Annotated in this window: 12 protein-coding genes; 6 read left to right on the top strand and 6 right to left on the bottom strand. The window is 51.8% G+C overall.

Annotation, left to right across the window (positions count from 1 at the left end; all coding sequences use genetic code 11):
* Positions 1-28: 28 nt before the first annotated feature.
* From CWO84_RS21695 to rpe, 3 genes are all read left to right on the top strand, one after another.
* The gene (locus tag CWO84_RS21695; RefSeq protein ID WP_033155367.1) at positions 29-730 is read left to right on the top strand and encodes a response regulator; all 702 of its coding nucleotides are present in this window, start codon (positions 29-31) and stop codon (positions 728-730) included.
* Between the two features lie 20 nt (positions 731-750).
* Complete coding sequence (locus CWO84_RS21690; RefSeq protein WP_033155368.1) at positions 751-3,141, top strand: EAL domain-containing protein; 2,391 nt, start codon at positions 751-753, stop codon at positions 3,139-3,141.
* A 106-nt stretch (positions 3,142-3,247) separates the two neighbouring features.
* Positions 3,248-3,919, top strand: coding sequence for a ribulose-phosphate 3-epimerase (gene rpe / locus CWO84_RS21685; protein ID WP_033155369.1), 672 nt, complete (start codon positions 3,248-3,250; stop codon positions 3,917-3,919).
* A gap of 70 nt (positions 3,920-3,989) precedes the next feature.
* Here rpe and CWO84_RS21680 read toward each other — a convergent pair whose 3' ends face one another.
* The gene (locus CWO84_RS21680) at positions 3,990-5,708 is read right to left on the bottom strand and encodes an autotransporter domain-containing protein (protein WP_165786404.1); all 1,719 of its coding nucleotides are present in this window, start codon (positions 5,706-5,708) and stop codon (positions 3,990-3,992) included.
* Positions 5,709-6,064: 356 nt separating this feature from the next.
* Between CWO84_RS21680 and CWO84_RS21675 the strand changes: the two genes are divergently transcribed.
* The gene (locus CWO84_RS21675; protein WP_101055175.1) at positions 6,065-7,279 is read left to right on the top strand and encodes a nucleotide disphospho-sugar-binding domain-containing protein; all 1,215 of its coding nucleotides are present in this window, start codon (positions 6,065-6,067) and stop codon (positions 7,277-7,279) included.
* Here CWO84_RS21675 and CWO84_RS21670 read toward each other — a convergent pair.
* From CWO84_RS21670 to CWO84_RS21650, 5 genes are all read right to left on the bottom strand, one after another.
* Positions 7,258-8,022, bottom strand: coding sequence for an inositol monophosphatase family protein (locus tag CWO84_RS21670; RefSeq protein ID WP_101055173.1), 765 nt, complete (start codon positions 8,020-8,022; stop codon positions 7,258-7,260). The two genes, CWO84_RS21675 and CWO84_RS21670, sit on opposite strands and share 22 nt — an antisense overlap.
* A gap of 83 nt (positions 8,023-8,105) precedes the next feature.
* Positions 8,106-9,374: an ammonium transporter gene (locus CWO84_RS21665; RefSeq protein WP_101055171.1), complete on the bottom strand. Its 1,269-nt coding sequence runs from the start codon at positions 9,372-9,374 to the stop codon at positions 8,106-8,108.
* A 157-nt stretch (positions 9,375-9,531) separates the two neighbouring features.
* Positions 9,532-9,870, bottom strand: a complete 339-nt coding sequence (locus CWO84_RS21660) for a P-II family nitrogen regulator (RefSeq protein WP_020485493.1) — start codon at positions 9,868-9,870, stop codon at positions 9,532-9,534.
* A gap of 181 nt (positions 9,871-10,051) precedes the next feature.
* Positions 10,052-11,404, bottom strand: a complete 1,353-nt coding sequence (amt, locus tag CWO84_RS21655; protein WP_225587861.1) for an ammonium transporter — start codon at positions 11,402-11,404, stop codon at positions 10,052-10,054.
* Between the two features lie 73 nt (positions 11,405-11,477).
* The gene (locus tag CWO84_RS21650; protein WP_020485491.1) at positions 11,478-11,816 is read right to left on the bottom strand and encodes a P-II family nitrogen regulator; all 339 of its coding nucleotides are present in this window, start codon (positions 11,814-11,816) and stop codon (positions 11,478-11,480) included.
* Between the two features lie 408 nt (positions 11,817-12,224).
* Here CWO84_RS21650 and CWO84_RS21645 point away from each other — a divergent pair, with 408 nt between their 5' ends.
* The gene (locus tag CWO84_RS21645) at positions 12,225-13,601 is read left to right on the top strand and encodes a porin (RefSeq protein WP_240618118.1); all 1,377 of its coding nucleotides are present in this window, start codon (positions 12,225-12,227) and stop codon (positions 13,599-13,601) included.
* A 164-nt stretch (positions 13,602-13,765) separates the two neighbouring features.
* Complete coding sequence (gene glnA, locus CWO84_RS21640; protein ID WP_020485489.1) at positions 13,766-15,175, top strand: glutamate--ammonia ligase; 1,410 nt, start codon at positions 13,766-13,768, stop codon at positions 15,173-15,175.
* Positions 15,176-15,220 lie beyond the last annotated feature (45 nt).

The raw sequence follows: 15,220 nt of genomic DNA, 5'->3' as shown, positions 1-15,220 counted from the left end.
TATTTGTTAACGAATAGAGACACAGGCGATGGTAAACAACATTCTGGTGATTGACGACGACCCGGCGGTACGCGGCGCCTTCAAGCTGATTCTGGAAGAAGAAGGCTATCGTGTGCGCGAAGCCGAGAACGGTCTACAAGGTATCGCCATGGTGGAAGCCGATCGTCCCGACTTGATATTTCTGGACTTACGCATGCCCGGCATTGACGGCGTGGAGACCTTACGCCGCCTGAAGGCATTGGACACCAGCTTGAATGTCTATATCGTCACGGCCTTTGCCGCCGAATTTATGGACCAACTGAAAGACGCCCATGAAGAAGGCTTGCAATTCGAGCTGGCCAGCAAACCCTTGTCGGCGTCGCAAATCCGCAATATCGCCCAAGTGGTGCATATCGCCAAAGTTCACGAAGAACGCCGGGCCAACCACCATAAGCTGGTTTTGACCTTATACGTGGTGTCGCTGAATCCGGAAACCCGCAGGCTGGTGGAGCAAATCAGCGCGGTGCTGGCCGGCATATACGAGCCGGGCCATTGGGTATTCGACGTGGTCGAAGTATTGGGCATGCCGGAAAAGGCGCTGGAAAAAGAAATCTTTGCTACGCCGATGCTGGTGCGCGACCTGCCGGAACCGGTGTTGAAACTGCTGGGCGATCTTTCACGAATGTCGTCGGTGATGGCGGCCATCACTACCCAAAATGTTGGTACAGGTGTGCAGACAGTGATTGTTTGATGCCCGGTCGTAACCCCTAAATGCCACAAACACTCAAACAACTCAATCTGATCCTGGACACCATTACCGACGGCGTAATGGTGGTCGACCCGCAAGGCGTCGTTATTTATGCCAATCAAGCCGCAGAACAATTGCTGGAACGCGGCAGTCTGATCGGCCATTCCCTGGCAATTCCGATTTCCGCCGACAAAATTCAATTTCAAGACATCAACCTGATTCGCCCCAGCGGCATAGCCTGGGCGGAACTGCGCTCCACGCCGCTGGAATGGGAAGGCGCGCCGGCCTATGTCATCGGGCTGCGCGACATCACGGCCCGTAAGCAAGCGGAAATCGCGTTGCAGGAAAGCGAGCTACTTTTTCATACGCTATCGAAGATTGCCCCGGTCGGCATTTTTCGCACCAACGAAAAAGGTGAGTGCGATTACGTCAACCATCGCTGGTGCGAAATCACCGGCTTGCATTTTATTGATTCGCACGGTGACGGCTGGATAGCCGGTTTGCTTGCCGAAGACCGCGATGCGGTGATTGCCGAATGGCAGCGTTGCGTATCCGCCTTGCAGCCCTTCAATATGCAATACCGTTTTCAACTGGCGGACGGCAGTGTGCGCTGGGTGGTGGGGCGCGCCGAACCGGAACTGGACGAAACGGGCGGATTGTGCGGTTACGTCGGCACCATTACCGATATTTCCGACATCAAAGCCAACGAAGAGCGCTTGGGACAAGCCGCCGCCGTATTCGAAAGCACCCGAGAGGGAGTGATGATTACCGACGCCCAACGCCGAATTACGATGGTCAACAAGGCCTTTAGCAACATCACCGGTTACGATAATCGGGATGTGATCGGTCATAGCCCCAGCATCTTAAGTTCCGGCCGCCACAACGCCGATTTTTACCGGGAAATGTGGGCCAATATTGCCACTACGGATCATTGGCAAGGCGAAATCTGGAATCGCCGCAAGTCCGGCGAGGTGTATCCGGAATTGTTGAGCATCAGCACCGTGCGCGACGGCAAAGGCGAGATCAGCCACTACGTGGGTGTGTTTGCCGACATTTCCAAGCTGAAGGCTTCGGAAATGGAACTGGAATTCCTGGCCCACCACGACCCGCTGACCAAATTGCCCAACCGCATGCTGTTCCTGTCGCGCCTGCAACACAACATCGAAAAAGCCCGCCGTCAGGCCAACAACATGGCAGTGTTGATGCTGGACTTGGACCGCTTCAAGGACGTTAACGATAGCTTCGGCCATTTGGCCGGCGACGATTTGCTGCAAATGGTCGCCGAACGCCTGACTACCCGGCTGCGTACCAGCGACACCATTTGCCGACTGGGCGGCGACGAATTCGTGGTGTTGCTGGAAGAAGTCAGCCAACCTGAAACCGTCGCTCATGTCGCCACGCAAATCATCAATGCCTTGAACCAAACTTGGCAACTACCCAGCGGTCATGAGGTACGCATCGGCGTCAGCGTCGGCATCGCCATGTTTCCCGAACACGGCGCTTCGCCGGACGAGTTGATCCAACAAGCCGATACGGCCTTGTATCAAGCCAAAAATGAGGGCAGGAACCGCTTCAAATATTTCTCGGAAGATTTGACCCGCGCCGCGCGGGAACGTATCGATATAGAAATCCGCCTGCGGCAAGCTATCGAGCAAGGCGAATTGCGGGTGTTTTTCCAACCGCAAATTTGCATCGAGAATGGCGCGATTATCGGCGCCGAAGCCTTGGTCCGCTGGCAGACTGCCAGCGGCGAACTGATACCGCCGCTACGCTTCATCCCGATTGCCGAGGAAACCGGTCTGATTACCAGTATCGGCAATTGGGTGTTGAGAGAAACCTGTCACCACGGCCAGCGCTGGCGGCAAGCCGGTTTTCCAGCCTTGCGTCTGGCGGTTAACCTATCGCCGCAACAGTTTTTGCATAGTGATATTAGCGACGTGGTCGCCAGGATTTTGGCAGAGACCGGTTTTCCGGCCGAGTGCCTGGAACTCGAACTCACTGAAAGCGCGTTGATGAAACGGGAAAAAGAAGCCATCGAAATTTTACACAAGCTGCACGGGTTGGGCGTGCATCTGGCGATTGATGATTTCGGCACCGGTTATTCGTCGCTGGCTTATTTGAAACTCTTTCCGCTGGATGTCTTAAAGATCGATAAAAGTTTTATTGAAGACATCCCCAAACACACTGACGATATGGAAATCACCGCGACGATTATCGCCATGGCGAAGACGCTACGCATGCGCGTGGTAGCGGAAGGCGTGGAAACCGCCGAGCAACTGGCTTTTCTGAAAAGCCGGCAATGCGATCTTTACCAAGGTTATCTGGTCAGCAAACCGCTACCGATAGCGGAATTCGAAAAGTTTCTGACCGACTACGCTCTTAACAAAAATCTTGAGCCCGTGGTGTCGGCTTGAAACAAGCGCCGGCAGCCCTAAAGTGTGCAATCAATCCACTGTTTTAGCCAAACGCCGGAAAAAAGTTATAATGCCGGTTTTTTAACCTCACCAAAAGGATCAAAAGATGGCTGACAATCTGATTGCACCTTCCATACTCTCCGCAGACTTCGCACGCTTGGGCGAAGAAGTTGTTAATGTCTTAAATGCGGGCGCAGACATTGTGCATTTCGATGTGATGGACAACCATTTTGTGCCCAATCTGACTATCGGTCCCTTGGTTTGCGAAGCGCTACGCAAGCATGGCGTTACCGCCCCAATTGACGTCCATTTGATGGTGGAACCGGTCGACCGCATCATCCCGGATTTCGCTAAAGCCGGCGCCAGCTACATTACTTTCCACCCGGAAGCCTCCAGACACATTGACCGTTCACTGCAAATGATCAGAGACTTGGGTTGCAAATCCGGTCTGGTATTCAACCCAGGCACGCCGTTGCATTACCTGGAGCACGTACTCGACAAAGTCGATATGATTTTGCTGATGTCGGTCAACCCCGGATTCGGTGGTCAATCTTTCATTCCATCCGCGCTGGATAAATTGCGCCAAGCCAGAAAAATTATCGACGACAGCGGTTTGGATATCCGCCTGGAAATCGACGGCGGCGTAAACGTGGCTAATATTCGTGAAATCAAGGAAGCCGGTGCGGACACCTTCGTTGCAGGCTCGGCTATTTTCGGCAAACCGGATTATAAAAAAGTCATCGACGACATGCGCGCGGAATTAGCCGCAGCCAAATAAGTCTGAATTAAAGACGGCCGCTGCGGGATGTCCCGCAGCGGCCCCTTCCCCAAAGCATTCGCTAAATTCCTTAAAACGGAATTCTCGCTCCCAACTCGATAGTGTGATCGGTAATATAGGCCTGCCCTAAGCGGTATTCGTATCGTAAAAAGCCCGCCCGACCTTCCGGCAAACTCAATGCCAACGACGTACCGATATTAAAATAGTCGCGATCCGGCGTATCGGTTTTTACGCTGAATCTGCCGGCACCGGCAGCCGCCTGACTAAAGCGCGCCTGAATCAAACGGCTTTCGTCCAGATACTGATGCACCCATTCGAAACGCACGCCGGGTGACAACACACCCCAAGAGGTACTGATCGCGTTACTGGCTTGACCGCCGATAGTCGATGTCGCCGAATCGATAGATTGGCCGGCAAACTCCATGGCTAAACCGCCACCGCCGCTTTCCTGATAGCTATCCACTTCGGTTTTGCTGTAATCCAGCCTCACATAGGGATTAATCACAAAACTTTGCAGCGCAAAATCTTTACCAAACCCCAAACTAAAGCCGTACTGGTCGCCATTAGCGCTACTGGTAGCCGTATTATCGAATCCGGTATATTGGATGCGCCGATTGATATCGAAGGAATGCAGCGCATAGCTCATAATCCAGTCGATATAAAATGACTGCGGCAGGAAATAACTGCCATACGACGAAAACTCGTACGCATCGGTCGACATACTGCCGCTGTTTAAATTGTAATTGGTATCGGTAGAGCCGTAACCGAAGGCCGCACCCAACACCAATTCATCCATAAAACTGTAATCCAGACCGAAGGTAACCGCCTTTCTGTCGGCTTTGAAGCCCCGTTCGCTGCCGGTATTGGCTTTTTCGCCGACGTTGAATTGACCTTTCAGAAAGAAACCTAACGGGCTATCGCGAAACGGCTGTTCGTTTGGATCATCCCCAGCCGCCCCGCCCCGAGCCGCGCCTAGTGCTGTCATCAACGCCTTGCCGACCGGTATGGTTTCGCCGTTGACATTAATGGTGGAATAACCCAATAAGGAGGCGCTTTGCTGTTGGGAGTTGCGCAGATTAACGATGCGGCCATGCACCACGGAAAATTGCTTGTAACCAAAATCTACAGCCGCCGCACCTTGCGCCGCCACCGCATCCGGAATCACCGCATTCAGGTCGGCGTTGTTTATTTCATTGCAGCGGGCCAATAAATCACCACTCGCTCCCGAGCAAGCACTGGTTAAACCTTCGTAAATTGCTTGCTGATTAGGGGTAAAGGTCGGATCGGCGGTTAAGTTGGGCGTCGAGGTTATTGGCGTAGTGGGCGTGGTGGGGGGCGGAGCGACGTCGTTGTCCGCAATGCTGGCAACTGCTGACGCGCCCGCCGACACCGAATCACCAGTACAGCTTGGCGTTACATTCTGAAGAGATAAGGTCACAGTTTCAGTGCTTTCTACCAATGCATCGTCGATAATATTGATGGATACCGGCGCACTATCGGTATGAGACCCGCCAAACAAAAAGGGAACGCTGAAAGAAAAGGTGCCGCTCGAAATATTGTAGTCACTGCCTGCGGTTGCACTGCCGCCGGCAGCGACGACGTCGCCGCTTATGGTGCAGCCGCCATAATCGCCGGAGCTGCTAGCCAGACTAACGTTAGCCTGGACAACACCATCCGCTTCGTTAAAGTTATAGGACCTGGAAGAAAAATCCAGAGTCCAAGCTTGTACTGAAAATGGCGCGAAAGATAAAGCGGCCGCCGCTGCCAGCAATACTTCCTTGGAACTCAATGCAAGGGGTCGAATTGCCCGGTTTAAGCACTGGCGCGAAGACATCGGCGGCATTGCCGTTAGTCCGCATAAACCTGATAACTTTTCTGAATGTAATATAGGTAGGATCATGAGAATTTAGCAGGTTAGATACAGCGTAATTAAAGAATAAAAACCTTGTATGCTAATTATGGCACTGAATACTATCGATGATTCCAAATCATTAGCAAACAGTCTGAATTCTATTATTGACTGCCATCATGAACATAGATAAATGCTAGCGCATAAATTCTTAAACCAGTTGTTTCAACAAAAGTTATTGCTAAACGCTGTAGACAAACTCCAACTTCAACCTTTTGTAAAGCAAATCCACTGCCATGGCTAGAGTCCTGTATTGCTGGGAATTAGGGGCCGGCTACGGTCACACTGCCGCATTTCTGCCCATAGCCCGACAACTTAAAAGTCTCGGGCACGAGGTTATATTCGCGCTTAAAGATTTGGAATACGCCGACACTTGGTTAGCTGCCGATCATTTTTGTTACCTACAAGCCCCGATACGCTGGCCTGACAGTCGTCCGCAAGCGCCAGCCTCCAGTTATCCGGGAATTCTACAAAACGCCGGCTTTACCGATGAAACTGCTCTGCTAACCCGAGCAAAAGCCTGGCAATCCCTTTATCGCCATGTAAGTCCTGACTTGATCGTATGCGACCACGCACCGACCGCGTTACTGGCTGCCCGCAAATTTGACACGCCTCGAGCGGGGTTCGGCACCGGCTTTTTTTCGCCGCCGCGCATCAGTCCGATGCCCAATATTCGCCCCTGGTTGCGCGTTAGCGATAAGGCCTTAAACATTATCGAAAGCCAAGTGTTAAACACGACTAACTCGGTTTTAGAGCGTTTGAATACACCACCATTAAGGATTTTGGCGGACTTGTTAGAGTTTACGGAAGATTTTATCTGCACGTTTCCGGAGCTGGACCATTATCGGCAATACCGTAACGCAAATTATTGGGGGCCGACCATTTTGCAGACGGACGGCACGGGGCCGATCTGGCCGAGCGTCGGAGCCGAAAAAATATTCGTCTATTTGCACCCGGAATATCCCGGCCTGGAAGTGTTGCTAAAACAGTTGCGCGCGTCACCTTGGTCGATATTGGCGCACATACCCGGCACAACACCTGTATTTATAGAAAAAAACAGCAGCGCCAATCTACACATTACTCCGCAGCCGGTAATCATCTCGGCTGCTGCCAAACAATGCGATTTGGCTATTTGCCATGGCGGTATGGCGACATTGTCGGCATTTTTACTGTCCGGCAAACCCTTGCTGGCATTGCCATTTCAGCTGGAACAACTGATCAGCGCTCAAAACCTCGCCGCTCTGGGCGCGGGCACTTACATCACGGCGGAAAGCAAAAACCCTAACTACAAGGCAGCCCTAACTGAGTTATTGCGTCATTCGAAACACACGCAGGCCGCCCAGCAGTTTGCGGAAAAGTACGCCGATTTCTCGCCCGCCCAGCAAGCTATCGATGTTGCCAAGCGTTGCGAGATGTTGATGAAAAACGCTTACATCAACGGCAGCAACTGATCGAGAATCTTGCCGTTTGTTACAAAAACCTGCTTGGGAAACACGCCGGGATTACCTTTAAAATCGGTGACCGTCGCGCCCGCCTCTTTGGCGATCAACACACCCGCCGCGATGTCGTAAAGATTCAACTCCTGCTCCCAAAAAGCATCGACCTGGCCATCCGCAACCGTGCATAAATCCAATGCCGCCGAACCCAAGCGCCGTTGGCCGGTGGTAGCCTGGGCGATACGGTTGAAACGCGGCAGGTTGTTATCTTCCAAATACTGGCGCAGGCAGGCAAAACCTGTAGATACCATGCTGCTGGCCAGATTGGTTTCATCCGAGACCCGGATAGGCTTGCCGTTTTTCCAGGCGCCCTTGCCTTTTTCCGCGCAGTAATAATCGTCCAAGGCCGGGCCGTAAACCGCGCCCATCATCAATTCACCGTCGATTTCCAAGGCTACGCTGACGCCCCAAAAATATTGGCCTTTCGAAAATGAATGAGTGCCATCGATCGGATCGACGATCCAGCGGCTGGTTTGGTTGGCGGTTTGGCCGCTTTCCTCCCCCCAAAAACCGTACTCCGGACAATGCTCGCTGAGCGCTTGTTTCAGATAATTTTCCACTGCGACATCGGCATCGGTGACCAAGTCGCGAGCGCTTTTTTTGTTAATCGCCAGAGAGTCCAGATCGTTGAAATATCGCATCGCCACATCGCCGGCCGCGCGGACGATGGTTTCTAAAGCTTCAAGAGTGATGGGCATGATTTTCCTGATTTTGTAGGGATGCGGGCAAGGCGGCGATCGCCCTGCCCGCTATGAAAAGCGTAGATTCTAACCGCTAATGGTTACAGATTGTGATAGCCGGTTTCTTCGTGCAACACAATATCCAGACCTTGCTGCTCTTCGTCTTCGCTGACGCGCAAACCGATGAACACGCCGATGAGTTTCAATAAAACATAGCTGAATAAAGCGCTCCAGGCCGCCGTCACTAAAACCGCAAGCGTTTGCACGCCGACTTGCTCGGCGATGGTCACGCCGTTCAGTCCCAAGCCGCCGAAACTTTCAGCAGCAAACACGCCGGTTAAAATCGAACCGACGCAGCCGCCGACCCCGTGCACCGGAAACACGTCCAAGGAATCGTCGATTTTTAAACGGCGTTTGACAAATTGCGTGGCGTAAAAACACACGGCGCCAGCCACAATACCGATAACCAAACCACCCATGGGCCCGACAAAGCCAGAGGCCGGCGTAATGGTGCCCAAGCCGGCGACCATCCCGGTGACGATACCTAAAACACTGGGCTTACTAAAACGCAGCCATTCAATGGTCATCCAGGTTAGAGCACCGGCGGCCGCGGCGATATGCGTCACGGCAATCGCCATCCCGGCACTGCCGTCGGCTTTTAACGCGCTACCACCGTTGAAGCCGAACCAGCCGAACCAGAGCATCCCGGCACCTGTCACCACCATGGTCATATTGTGCGGCGGCATCGCCACCGTGGGAAAGCCTTTACGGCGCCCCAACACTAATGCCGCCACCAGAGATGCCACCCCGGCGTTGACGTGAATCACAATCCCACCGGCAAAATCCTTCGCACCCATCGCCGCCAGCCAGCCGTTGCCCCATATCCAATGGCAAATCGGCATATACACCACAATCAGCCAAAGTCCGCTAAACCACAGCATGGCTGAAAACTTCATCCGTTCGGCAAACGCGCCAACGATCAAGGCCGGGGTAATAATCGCAAAAGTCATTTGAAACATGAAAAACACGGTTTCCGGAATATCGCCGATCAAAGTTTGCGTGTTCATGTCCGGCAGAAAGATCTTGCTGCCGCTCCCCAAAAACGGCTGCCAACTGCCGCCATCGGCAAATACGAAGCTGTATACACCGGCCAGCCACAGTAGCGATACCAGACAGGTAATCGCAAAACATTGCATCAATACCGACAGCACGTTCTTGCTTCTGACCAAACCGCCATAAAACAGCGACAAGCCAGGAATGGTCATGAATAAAACCAGCGCGGTGGAGGTTAAAACCCAAGCGGTGTTGGCTTGGTTAATGCCTTCGGCCCAAGCCTGCTGCGGCAACATCAAGCTGTATGCCATTAGCATCAGCGTTCTTTTTATTGTTGTCATTGTCTTTCACTAGATGATGGTGTGTTGTTATTTTTAAGCTGTCTATAAACAACAAAATCGCCCTGGTCTGCGAATTTCGCGCAGACCAGGGCGATTTTTGATGTTCTACTGCTTTTTATTTTTTGTCGAAGACTTAGATAGCGTCTTCTCCGGTCTCGCCGGTTCTGATACGGATAATCTGTTCCAGGTTGGTCACAAAAATTTTACCGTCGCCAATTTTGCCGGTGTTTGCGGCTTTGACGATGGTTTCCACGGCTTGGTCGACAACGTGTTCCGCAACTGCAATTTCCAGCTTGACCTTAGGCAGAAAATCCACCACGTACTCAGCGCCGCGATATAACTCGGTATGACCTTTTTGCCTGCCAAAGCCTTTTACTTCGGTTGCCGTTACACCCGCCACCCCGATCTCGGACAAGGCTTCCCTGACGTCGTCCAGCTTGAATGGTTTGATAATCGCTGTAATTAATTTCATGCTATCCCCAAATTCGAATGATTAAAAAGCTGTTTCGTCACTGTTGCCACCATAATAAATAATTCCGGTAGAACCTACAATTTACCCGAGCAAAAGCACCAAAGTAGTGCTTCATGATAACAAAAACGGGCAGCCATCGCCGACCACCCGTTTCTTTTCGCGTTAACCGCAGCTTTCAACCCTAAACGTGATAAGCGGTTTCGCCATGCTCGGTGACATCCAGACCTTCGCGCTCGGTCGCTTCGCTAACCCGCAGACCAAGAGCCACATCGGCAATTTTGAAGGCAATGAAGGACACCACGCCGGACCAAACGATGGCGATGCCTACACCCCAAGCTTGGCTGGCAAGCTGGGTAAGCACGCTGTAGTCAGGCAAGGTTGCGTTGGTGACGTAATCCCAGACGCCGGTACCACCCAAATCAGGGCTGGCAACCACAGCAGTACCCAAGGCGCCGATAATACCGCCCACCCCGTGCACACCAAACGCATCCAGCGAATCGTCGTAACTCATCGCGTGTTTCAAAAAGGTTACCGACCAGAAGCATACTGCACCGACTACTAAGCCCAAACCGATAGCTCCCATCGGGCCTGACCAGCCGCAAGCAGGCGTAATCGCAACTAACCCGGCCACCGCACCTGACGTAGCGCCCAACATGCTGGGTTTACCACGCACAGCCCATTCCGCGCCCATCCAGGCCAGAGTTGCCGCGGCCGCCGCCAACAATGTGTTAACGAAAACCAATGCTGCCAGACCGTTGGCTTCCAGGTTGGAACCTGCATTAAAGCCAAACCAGCCTATCCATAACAAGGATGCGCCTATCATGTTCATCGTCACGCTGTGCGGCGCGATAAATTCTTTACCATAACCAATACGCTTGCCTATCATTAAACAACCGACCAAGCCGGCGATACCTGCGTTGATATGTACCACCGTGCCGCCGGCAAAATCCAAGGCGCCTTTTTGGAATAAAAAGCCCGCAGTCGCACCGGCAGTTTCCGCAGCGGCCGCATCGGTATAGGCATCAGGGCCTGCCCAGTACCAAACCATATGCGCCATCGGTAAGTAGCAGAAACTAAACCAGATCACGGTAAACAACAGCACCGCTGAAAATTTAACCCGCTCGGCAAATGCGCCGATGATCAACGCGGGCGTGATGGCCGAGAAAGTCAGCTGGAACGCTACATAAATAAATTCAGGTACATAAGCCCCTTTGCTGAAAGTGGCCGCCATCGAATCCGGGGTAATACCCTTCAAAAATGCCTTGCTGAAACCGCCGAAGAAAGCGTTACCCTCGGTAAACGCGACGCTGTAGCCGAACGTCGCCCACATAATCGCCGTCAACGAAAAGATCACAAAGACCTGCATCAAGATAGACAGCATGTTTTTAGCACGCACCATACCACCGTAGAACAAGGCCAAGCCAGGTATTACCATTAACGCAACCAGTACGGTGGCAACTATCATCCAGGCGGTATCGCCTTTGTTAACGGTGGCTTGTACGGCCGGTGCCGCCACTTCTTCCGCAAACGCCATGCCCGAGAGTCCAAACAGCGCGAACAGCGCCATGCCTGTTAAATATTTCATTGTTGGTTTCCCCATCTTCATATTAAAGAGCTTCTTCGCCGGATTCGCCGGTTCTAATCCGAACCACCTGCTCCAGATCGGTTACAAAAATTTTGCCATCGCCGATCTTTCCGGTATTGGCTACTTTCACAATCGCTTCGACGGCTTGCTCAAGCAAAGCATCCGCAACCGCTACCTCGATTTTTGCTTTGGGTAAAAAATCCACCACATATTCGGCACCACGATACAGTTCCGTATGGCCCTTTTGCCGACCAAAGCCTTTTACTTCAGTAACCGTCACGCCAGATACACCGATATCCGACAACGCCTCACGCACGTCGTCTAGCTTAAACGGCTTAACCACCGCTGTTATCAGTTTCATAGTTCAACACCTCTTTGCTTGAGTTAATAAATTCCCGAAACAAGCAAAGCATGATGCATGCCACTATTTATTCCCATGATTTTTAAAGCTTTATTAAACACATCCATTAAAAGAACAACAGAATCGCACCAAATCAGTGCAACGCTTTTTGGATTGCACCATTGCAACTCAATACCACCCTACAGGCCTTGATCTGCCAGTTTCAGTGGTTTGCTTTAAGAATAAACGGGGCGTTGTCGCAACATAGCAACACTGCATTACTTTGGTGCAACAAAAAGAATTTGCACCATTGCGAATCATGAACTAGTCTACATATGCCGCCTATCTTATTGATTTTTAATAAATCGAATATGGCCTAAAAACTGCTACAGAATCTTCAGTAGTCACTGAACCAAGGGGATAACCACCATGAGAAACAACACAACGTTAACAAAATCACACAGCCGCGCTTGCTTAGCCGGATTAATGGTGATTTGCAGTGCCTCCGCTAGCGCGGACAGCTGGACAGAAGCATCCGGACTACTGGGTGCAGCTGGCATTGATCCGAACACATCTAAATTCATGACCGATCACAATCTGAAGGTTGGCGGCTGGCTGAACAGTAGTGTCGGCGCCAACATGAATAGCAACGGTGACGGTTTTAACGGCCCAGTGACATTCAACGACCGTAGCGGTGAATTGCAACTCAACCAGTTGTATCTGTATTTGCAAAAAGCTATCAATGTGAACGGCGACTCTTTCGACATCGGCGGTCGCGTCGATGTGATGTACGGTACCGATGCCGCGTTTACACAAGCTTACGGTTCATTCGGATTCGACCCCGGCACCCTAGCGGACAGTGACCGTGGCAACTGGGATCTGAATTTGAGCGGACACGGGGAACGCTTCTACGGCTTGGCATTACCACAAGCATACGCCGAGTTTAACCTCCCATTCGGTAATGGTATCACAGTCAAAGCCGGACACTTTTATACTCCAATCGGTTACGAAGTAGTTACCGCTCCCGATAACTTCTTCATCACCAAACCCTACACTATGCAATATGGCGAACCATTTACCCATACTGGCATACTCGCAACCTACGCATTCAATCCGAATTGGACAGTAATGGGCGGTGCAGTTACCGGAAGCAACTCGGGCGGCTGGGACGGCAACTGGGACAGAGACCTGGGCAACTGGGCTTGGTTGGGCGGGGTAACCTGGACAAGCGACGACGCCGGCACATCTCTGGCTATTACATCAACGGCTGGCGAACGCTCCGAAAACAGCAAAGACACATGGGCCATGTACAGCATCGTCGGCAAGCACAATTTCACCGACAAGTTGCATTACATCATTCAACACGATCACGGTTTTGCCAATAATATCTGGACCGGGAACGCAAGCCTTGCAGGGCTTCCAGACGGCAGGGAAGACGCCGAATGGTATGGCGTCAACCAATATTTGATTTATGACGTCAACGACAAAGTCTCAGCCGGTCTGCGCGCAGAATGGTTCCGTGATCATAACGGCATCCGTGTACTCGGCCCTGGCCGTTGCTATGCTGCGGCAGGCACAGTCGGCGACAACTTCGCTTGTGGCAGCAACTACGGCGCTAACTATGTCCCGTTTCAAGAAGCCAGCGGATATTACGCCGTTACAGCCGGCTTGAGCTACAAACCGGCAAAATGGTTGAACTTGCGTCCAAACTTGCGTTACGACTTTACCGATAATGCTAAAGCGTTCGACAACGGTACACGCCACAACCAATTCTTGGTTACTGCGGACGTAGTCATCACTTTCTAAGTTGGTAGCCTAAGTAAATCATCGTTATAAAGCTGTACGCCTCCATTGCGTTGAAAGCCCTTTGGAGGCTCTGTTTGTTATAGCTCTTTACTACGTTTGATGATATTGTTAAATCGTTTAAGCTTCTCAACCAAAACAACTACAACCTACGGAGACCCTCACTAATGTCTGTTGATCACGTTCTGAAATTAATTCAAGAAAACGACGTTAAATTTGTCGACTTCCGCTTCTGCGACACTCGCGGTAAAGAACAACACGTTACTTTCCCAGCGCACACCATCGACGAAGACACCTTTGAAGAAGGTAACATGTTTGACGGTTCGTCCATCGCCGGCTGGAAACACATCAACGAATCGGACATGATTCTGATGCCGGACCCCAGCACCGCGGTTATCGATCCTTTCTTCGACGACAAAACCCTGATCTTGCGTTGCGATATTATCGAACCGAAAGACATGCAAGGTTACGCTCGTGACCCACGCTCTATCGCCAAACGCGCTGAAGCCTATTTGCAATCTACCGGTATCGCCGACACCGCGTTCTTCGGTCCTGAAAACGAATTCTTCATTTTTGACGACGTCCGCTGGAACACCAGCATGGGTGGCTGCTCCTACCAAATCGACTCAGAAGAAGCCGGCTGGAACTCAGAAAAAGTTTACGAAAACGGCAACATCGGTCACCGTCCAGGCGTTAAAGGTGGTTACTTCCCCGTACCGCCAGTCGATTCATTCCAAGACATGCGCTCTGCAATGTGCCTGGTTCTGGAAGAAATCGGCCAAACCGTTGAAGTACACCACCACGAAGTGGCAACTGCCGGTCAGTGCGAAATCGGTGTTAAATTCAATACTTTGGTTAAAAAAGCCGACGAAGTACTGGGCTTGAAATACGTGATTGCCAACATCGCGCACGCTTACGGCAAAACCGCAACCTTCATGCCTAAACCACTGGTTGGCGACAACGGCAGCGGCATGCACGTTCACCAATCTTTGGCTAAAGGCGGCGTCAACCTGTTCACCGGCAACCTGTATGGCGGTTTGTCAGAAACCGCGCTGTACTACATTGGCGGCATCATCAAACACGCCAAGGCATTGAACGCAATTACCAACCCTTCAACCAACAGCTACAAACGCCTGGTTCCTGGTTTTGAAGCGCCTGTGATGCTGGCTTACTCAGCACGTAACCGCTCTGCGTCTATCCGTATTCCTTACGTCACTAACCCTAAAGGCCGCCGTATCGAAGTACGTTTCCCAGACTCCACTGCTAACCCATACTTGGCGTTTTCTGCCATGTTGATGGCCGGTCTTGACGGTATCCAAAACAAAATTCACCCAGGTGAAGCGATGGATAAAGACTTGTACGACTTGCCGCCAGAAGAAGAAAAAGCGATTCCACAAGTGGCGTTCTCTTTGGACGAAGCCTTGGCAGCTCTGGATGCGGACCGCGAATTCTTGACTCGTGGCGGCGTATTCACCGACGACGTAATCGATGGCTACATCGCATTGAAACAAGAAGATGTGACTCGTCTGCGTATGAGCACTCACCCTGTTGAGCTGGATATGTACTACAGCCTATAAATAGTTAAGCCCGTTCTTAACGGGCCCGCACTATCCCAAAGCCCC

The sequence above is a fragment of the Methylomonas sp. Kb3 genome (assembly GCF_002834115.1).
In the GTDB taxonomy this organism is placed as follows: domain Bacteria; phylum Pseudomonadota; class Gammaproteobacteria; order Methylococcales; family Methylomonadaceae; genus Methylomonas; species Methylomonas defluvii.
Note: the sequence above shows the minus strand (reverse complement) of the source record. Positions and strands in the feature narration are given on the sequence as shown.

Coding starts and splice junctions, on each gene's coding strand:
- CWO84_RS21695 (WP_033155367.1), top strand. CDS start 29: ATGGTAAACAACATTCTGGTGATTGACGACGACCCGGCGGTACGCGGC.
- CWO84_RS21690 (WP_033155368.1), top strand. CDS start 751: ATGCCACAAACACTCAAACAACTCAATCTGATCCTGGACACCATTACC.
- rpe (WP_033155369.1), top strand. CDS start 3,248: ATGGCTGACAATCTGATTGCACCTTCCATACTCTCCGCAGACTTCGCA.
- CWO84_RS21675 (WP_101055175.1), top strand. CDS start 6,065: ATGGCTAGAGTCCTGTATTGCTGGGAATTAGGGGCCGGCTACGGTCAC.
- CWO84_RS21670 (WP_101055173.1), bottom strand. CDS start 8,022: ATGCCCATCACTCTTGAAGCTTTAGAAACCATCGTCCGCGCGGCCGGC.
- CWO84_RS21665 (WP_101055171.1), bottom strand. CDS start 9,374: ATGCTAATGGCATACAGCTTGATGTTGCCGCAGCAGGCTTGGGCCGAA.
- CWO84_RS21660 (WP_020485493.1), bottom strand. CDS start 9,870: ATGAAATTAATTACAGCGATTATCAAACCATTCAAGCTGGACGACGTC.
- amt (WP_225587861.1), bottom strand. CDS start 11,404: ATGGCGTTTGCGGAAGAAGTGGCGGCACCGGCCGTACAAGCCACCGTT.
- CWO84_RS21650 (WP_020485491.1), bottom strand. CDS start 11,816: ATGAAACTGATAACAGCGGTGGTTAAGCCGTTTAAGCTAGACGACGTG.
- CWO84_RS21645 (WP_240618118.1), top strand. CDS start 12,225: ATGAGAAACAACACAACGTTAACAAAATCACACAGCCGCGCTTGCTTA.
- glnA (WP_020485489.1), top strand. CDS start 13,766: ATGTCTGTTGATCACGTTCTGAAATTAATTCAAGAAAACGACGTTAAA.